The following is a 228-nucleotide window of genomic DNA, read 5'->3' on the forward strand; positions in this document are numbered from 1 at the left end:
TCATCAAGACAACATCAAGCAATGATGAACGACACAATACAGACTTAGCCCATTTTCTGATTCATACTGGAGCGAAGAAGGTTGGTAATAATCGGTATGTACTAGAGAATAAGCATGAGATTATTCATACAAGTCATGAACAAGCAAAGGAAGAATTGATAGACTATCTTTGCAATCATTTTGAAATCACTGATCGAACTCTTCTTATCACTAACTCGGACAATGGTA

Annotated in this window: 1 pseudogene; it reads left to right on the top strand. The window is 36.0% G+C overall.

Annotated elements, in window-relative coordinates:
- Positions 1–228 (top strand): annotated as a pseudogene (locus CBI42_RS12155) (ISLre2 family transposase); the annotation flags it as partial.

It is taken from the genome of Streptococcus sp. KR, from assembly GCF_002238115.1.
Taxonomy (GTDB): domain Bacteria; phylum Bacillota; class Bacilli; order Lactobacillales; family Streptococcaceae; genus Streptococcus.